Source organism: Actinacidiphila glaucinigra, from assembly GCF_900188405.1.
GTDB lineage: Bacteria > Actinomycetota > Actinomycetes > Streptomycetales > Streptomycetaceae > Actinacidiphila > Actinacidiphila glaucinigra.
In genome coordinates this window covers 1-6,149 of record NZ_FZOF01000071.1, presented here as the reverse complement: position 1 = coordinate 6,149, position 6,149 = coordinate 1, and the positions used below count along the sequence as shown (strand labels likewise).

2 protein-coding genes are annotated in these 6,149 nt (G+C 73.8%); both read right to left on the bottom strand.

The genetic code is table 11. The features are described from left to right. On the bottom strand, positions 1-3,023 hold a 3,023-nt coding region (locus tag CHF15_RS43685; protein ID WP_143681802.1), incomplete at its 3' end, for a type I polyketide synthase. Positions 3,024-3,047: 24 nt separating this feature from the next. Beyond that, positions 3,048-6,149: SDR family NAD(P)-dependent oxidoreductase (locus tag CHF15_RS43680; RefSeq protein ID WP_143681801.1), on the bottom strand; the 3,102-nt coding region annotated here is incomplete at its 5' end.

The following is a 6,149-nucleotide window of genomic DNA, read 5'->3' as shown; positions in this document are numbered from 1 at the left end:
CGACCTGTGCCGTCCGCGTCGGGCGCGGCCACGTGGATCTGCACCTGCACGCCGCCGCGCTCGGGGAGAACGAGCGGGGCCTGGAGGGTGAGTTCCTCCAGCACGTCACAACCGACCTGGTCACCGGCACGAACGGCCAGTTCCACAAAGGCCGCGCCGGGAAGCAGGACGGTGCCCATGACGGCGTGGTCGGCGAGCCAGGGGTGCGTGTCGAGGGAGAGACGGCCGGTGAAGAGGAAGCCGTCGGAGTCGGCGAGCGCCACGGTCGCGCCCAGCAGCGGGTGACCCAGGGCCTCCAGGCCGACAGCGCGCAGATCGCCGGCGCCGCGGCCCGACTCGATCCAATAGCGCTGCCGCTGGAAGGCATAGGTCGGCAGATCGACACGCCGCGCGCCGGTCCCGGCGAAGAACGCCGGCCAGTCGACCGCGATGCCCCAGGCGTGGGCCTGCGCGACCGCGGTAACGACCGTCTCGGCCTCCGAACGGCCCTTGCGCAGCACGGGAAGAAAAGCAGCACCTTCGCCGCTCACGCACTCCTGCGCCATCGCCGACAGCACGCCGTCCGGGCCGAGTTCAATGAACGTGGTGACGCCCGCGGCCTCCAGAGCACGCACCCCGTCCAGGAAACGCACGGCCTCACGGACATGCCGCACCCAGAACTCCGGCGAGGCCATCTCGTCCGTGACCAGGGCACCGGTCAGGTTCGAGACGACCGGGATGCGCGGAGCGGCGAACGACAACCCCGCCACCACCTCGCGGAAGGCGTCGAGCATCCCGTCCATGTGCGGGGAGTGGAATGCGTGACTGACCGTCAGACGCTTCGACTTCCGGTCCGGGAAGGACTCCGCGATCGCGACCGCGGCGTCCTCGTCACCCGCGACGACCACCGACTCCGGACCATTCACCGCGGCAATACTCACGCGGCCGTTCAGCAGCGGCAGGACCTCGTCCTCCGAGGCCTGCAGCGCGATCATCACACCGCCCATCGGCAGCGCCTGCATCAACCGGCCACGCGCCGCCACCAGCGTGCACGCATCCTCCAGGGACAGCACCCCGGCCACATGCGCGGCGGCGATCTCACCTACCGAATGCCCGGACAGGAAGTCCGGCCGCACGCCCCAGCTCTCCAGCAGCCGGAACAGCGCCACCTCGATCGCGAACAACGCGGGCTGCGCGGACTCCGTCCGGTCCAACGCCTCCGCGTCGTCGCCGAACAGCACGTCCAGCCCCAGCCGCTCACGCACCTCGTCAAGCGCCCGTGCGAACACCGGATAGGCCGCGTACAGCTCACGCCCCATCCCCAGCCGCTGACTCCCCTGCCCCGTGAACAGGAAGGCCACCTTGCCCGCGACGGGCGAGCCGGTCAGCACGCCCGGCGTCACTTCGCCCTCGGACAGGGCGGCGAGGCCCGACAGCAGTCCCGCGCGGTCCTCGGCGACGACGACGGCGCGGTCGTCGAACGAGGCACGTCCCACCGCCAGCGAGTGCGCGACGTCCACCGCACGCGACCCGGGGTTCTCCCCGACATACGCGTGCAGGCGGCGGGCCTGCTCGCGCAGAGCCTCGTGCCCCTTCCCCGACAGCAGCCACGGCACCACACCCCCGACTGCGGGTGCCGGGGCCGTCGCCTCGGGCTCCGGGGCCTCCTCGAGGATCGTGTGCACGTTGGTGCCGCTGACGCCGAACGCGGAGACGCCGAACCGGCGCGGACGGCCGGTCTCCGGCCAGCGCACGGCCTCGGTCAGAAGGGACACCGCTCCCGACGACCAGTCGACGTGGGAGGTCGGCTCGTCGACGTGGAGGGTCTGCGGCAGCACGCCGTGGCGCATCGCCATGACCATCTTGATGATGCCCGCGACTCCGGCCGCGTTCTGGGTGTGGCCGATGTTGGACTTGAGGGAGCCCAGGAGCAGCGGCCGGTCCGCCGGGCGGTCCTGACCGTAGGTGGCCAGCAGCGCCTGCGCCTCGATGGGGTCACCCAGGGTCGTGCCCGTGCCGTGCGCCTCGACCGCGTCGATGTCGGCGGGGGTCAGCCGCGCGTTCTCGAGAGCCTGGCGGATGACACGCTGCTGCGAAGGGCCGTTCGGCGCCGTCAGGCCGTTGCTCGCGCCGTCCTGGTTCACCGCCGAACCCCGCACCACCGCCAGCACCGGGTGCCCGTTGCGCCGCGCGTCCGACAGCCGCTCCACCAGCAGCACGCCGACGCCCTCGGACCAGCCGGTGCCGTCCGCCGCTTCGGCGAAGGACCTGCAGCGGCCGTCGGGGGACAGTCCGCGCTGACGGCTGAACTCGACGAAGACGTCGGGGCCCGCGAGCACGGTGACGCCCGCGGCCAGGGCCAGGGAGCACTCGCCCTGGCGCAGCGCCTGTACGGCCATGTGCAGGGCGACGGAGGAGGACGAGCAGGCCGTGTCGATGGTGGCGGCGGGGCCTTCGAGGCCGAAGACGTAGGCGAGCCGGCCGGAGACGACGCTGGAGGCGGTGCCGGTGAGCAGGTGGCCCTCCACACCGTCGGGGAGGTCCCCGGCGCCGGCGCCGTAGGCGTTGGCTGAGGCGCCGACGAAGACGCCAGCCCGGCTGCCGCGCAGGGTCGCCGGGTCGATCCCGGCGCGTTCGAAGGTCTCCCAGGTGGTCTCCAGCAGCAGGCGCTGCTGCGGGTCCATGGCCAGCGCCTCACGCGGCGAGATCCCGAAGAAGGAGGGGTCGAAGTCGCCGGCGTCGTGGAGGAAGCCGCCGTGGCGGGCGTAGGTGGTGCCCTCGTGGTCGGGGTCCGGGTCGTACAGCGACTCGATGTCCCAGCCGCGGTCGACGGGGAAGCCCGTGATGCCGTCGCCGCCGCTGTCGACGAGCTTCCACAGGTCCTCGGGCGAGCGGACGCCACCGGGGAAGCGGCATCCCATGGCGACGATGGCGATCGGCTCGCGCGAGGCGTCGGTCAGCTCCCGGTTCCGGCGGCGCAGCCGCTCGGTCTCCTTCAGCGATGCCCGCAGCGCTTCAACGACTTTTTCGTTCGGGGTGGTCATCACATACTCCGCACTTGGGGCACGTCAGGATCGGTTGCTGTCGTCGTCTGTGGCGCTGCCGTGGGACCCGTCGGGGTCGCCGTGGCCGTCGAGTGCCAGGTCGAGGAGGTCCTGGAGGTCCATCGCGTCGATGGAGTCCGCGGCCTCCGAGGGGTCGGCGGGGTCCGCCGCACCGGCGGGGGTTCCGTCCGAGGCGGCCAGCCGCAGCAGTGTGTCCAGCAGGCCGGCCTCGCGGATGCGGCCCAGCGGGATGGTCGCCAGCGTCCGGCGCAGTTCGGCGTCCTGCGGGTCGGTGTCCACGGGGTGGGCGGAGGCGGCACCGGCGGCGCCAGTGGTGTCGGGGAACAGGCTGTGCAGCAGGTACCGGGCCAGGGCCTGGGGGTTGGGGTGGTCGAACACGAGACTGGAGGGCAGGCGCAGACCGCACGCGGCGCCCAGGCGGTTGCGCAGTTCGACGGCGGTCAGCGAGTCGAAGCCGAGGTCCTTGAAGGCGCGTTCGGCGGCGACCGCGTCGGCGACGGTGTGTCCGAGGGCCACCGCTGCGTGTTCGCGTACGAGGTCCAGCAGGGCCACCCGCCGGTCGTCGCCGGTGAGTTCGGCGAGCCGCCGGAGCGTCGCGGAGGACGGGGTGTCCGTGCCGCCGCCGACGGCCGGTGGGTCGGCGCGCAGCGCGTCCCGGACCTCGGGGAGGTCGGCGACGAAGGGGCGGGGCCGGGCCGCGGCGTAGGCGGGTGCGAATCGTGCCCAGTCCACCTCGGCGACCGTCAGGGCCGCGTCGGGGCCCGTCACGGCGCGTTCCAGCGCCAGCAGGTTGTCGGCCGGGGCCATGGGCGGGAGTCCGCGGCGGCGCAACTGCTCCTCCGCGTCGCCCTCGGCCGCCATGCCCCCGTCGGCCCACGGGCCCCAGGCGAGGGCGGTCGCGGGCAGGCCGCGGGCGCCGCGCCGCTCGGCGAGCGCGTCGAGGAACGCGTTGGCGGCCGCGTACGCGCCCTGCCCGCCGCTGCCCCACACCCCGGCGATGGACGAGAAGAGGACGAAGGCGTCCAGGGAGTCCGGCGTGTCGAAGAGGGCGTCGAGGTGGACGGCGCCGGCGGTCTTCGCGGCCACGACGTGGGCGAGGCCGCGCAGGTCGGCGTGCGTGCCGGGCGGCTGGGAGACGCCGGCCGCGTGGACGACGGCACGCACCGGAGTGCCCTCCGCGGCCAGCCGGGCGACGAGCGCTTCGAGCGCGGCCCGGTCGGCGACGTCGCAGGCGGCGAGCGTCACCTCGGCGCCGAGGCCGGACAGTTCCTCCTCGATCCGCGCCGCGCCGGGCGCATCGGCGCCCTTGCGGCTGACGAGGACGAGGTGCTCCGCACCGCGCTCGGCGAGCCACCGCGCCACGTGGCGGCCGAGCGCGCCGGTGCCTCCGGTGACGAGCACGGTGCCGCGCGGGGTCCAGGTCGCGGCGCCCGGTCCCTGGGGCGCGGCGCGCTCCAGACGGCGTACGAAGGTTCCGGACGCGCGGACGGCGAGCTGGTCCTCGTCGCCCACTGCGGCGAGCACCGCCGCCAGGCGGTGCAGCACCCGGTCGTCGCAGTCGGCGGGCAGGTCGACCAGCCCGCCCCAGCGGTCCGGGTGTTCCAGGGCCACGACCCGGCCCAGGCCCCAGACCTGGGCCTGCGCGGCCCCGGTGATCCCGTCCGCGGGAACGGCCGCCACGGCGTCGCGGGTCACGCACCACAGGGCCCCGTCGACGCCGGAGGCGTCATCGGTCAGCACCTCGGCGAGCGCGGCGGTCAGCGCGAGACCGACGGGGACTCCGGGGTGCTCCGGGTGAGGTCGCTCGTCCAGCGCCAGCAGGGACAGCACTCCGGCCACGGGGCCGCTCGCTACCGCGGCGGCGAGATGCTCGCGCAGGCGCGCGGCGAGTACGTCCTGTTCGGCATCGGTGGTGTCGAGGAAGACGGGCACGACGCGGGCACCGCCCGCCTCGACCCGCGCCGTCACCGCGCTGATCCAGGGATCGTCCGCGTGGGCGGCCGGCAGAGCCGCCAGCCAGACGCCGCTGGGGGTCGCGCCCGCGTTCCCGCCCCCGTTCGGCCACGAGTGCCAGGTGACGCGGTAGCGCCGGGCGTCCACCTGGGTCCGCGCCTGCCGGTCTCGGCGCCAGAGTGACAGGGCGGGCAGCACCGCGCTCAGCGGTTGGTCCGCGTCGATGCCGAACTCGTCGGCGATCCCGTTCGGATCGGCGCTTTCGACCACCTCCCAGAAGCGGGCGTCCGCCTCGTCGCGTGCGGCATCGGCCGCGGGGAGCGGGGCGGCGGGCTCGGGCCAGTAGCGCCGCCCTTGGAAGGCGTAGGTGGGCAGGTCGACGCGGCGGGCGCCGGTCCCGGCGAAGAACCGTGCCCACTCGACGGTCGCACCACGGACGTGGGCCTGGGCGAGTGCGGTGACGGCGGTCCCGGCCTCGGGACGACCGCCCCGCAGGACCGGGACGAAGGCCGCACCGTCCCCGGTCACACAGTCCTGGGCCATGGCGGAGAGCACACCGTCGGGACCGAGCTCCAGATACGTGGTGACGCCCACGGCCTCCAGGGCGCGGACGCCATCGAGGAAGCGCACTGCCTCACGGACGTGGCGGACCCAGAAGTCGGCCGAGGCCACCTCGTCGGTGACCAGAGCCCCGGTCAAGTTGGACACCAGAGGAATACGAGGAGCAGCGTAGGCCAGACCCTCCGCCACCTTCCGGAAGTCCGCCAGCATCCCGTCCATGTCCGGGGAGTGGAACGCGTGACTGACCGTCAACCGCTTCGACTTCCGGCCGGCGAAGAACCCCACGATCGCGAGTGCCGCGTCCTCGTCACCGGCGATCACCACCGACTCAGGACCGTTCACCGCCGCGATGCTCACCCGATCGTTCAGCAGCGGCAGAACCTCGCCCTCCGAGGCCTGCAGCGCGATCATCACCCCACCGGCCGGCAGCGCCTGCATCAGCCGCCCGCGAGCGGCCACGAGCGTGCACGCGTCCTCCAGCGAGAACACACCTGCCACATGAGCGGCGGCGATCTCACCGAGCGAATGACCGGACACGAAGTCCGGCCTCACGCCCCAGGACTCCAGCAGCCGGAACAGCGCCACCTCCAC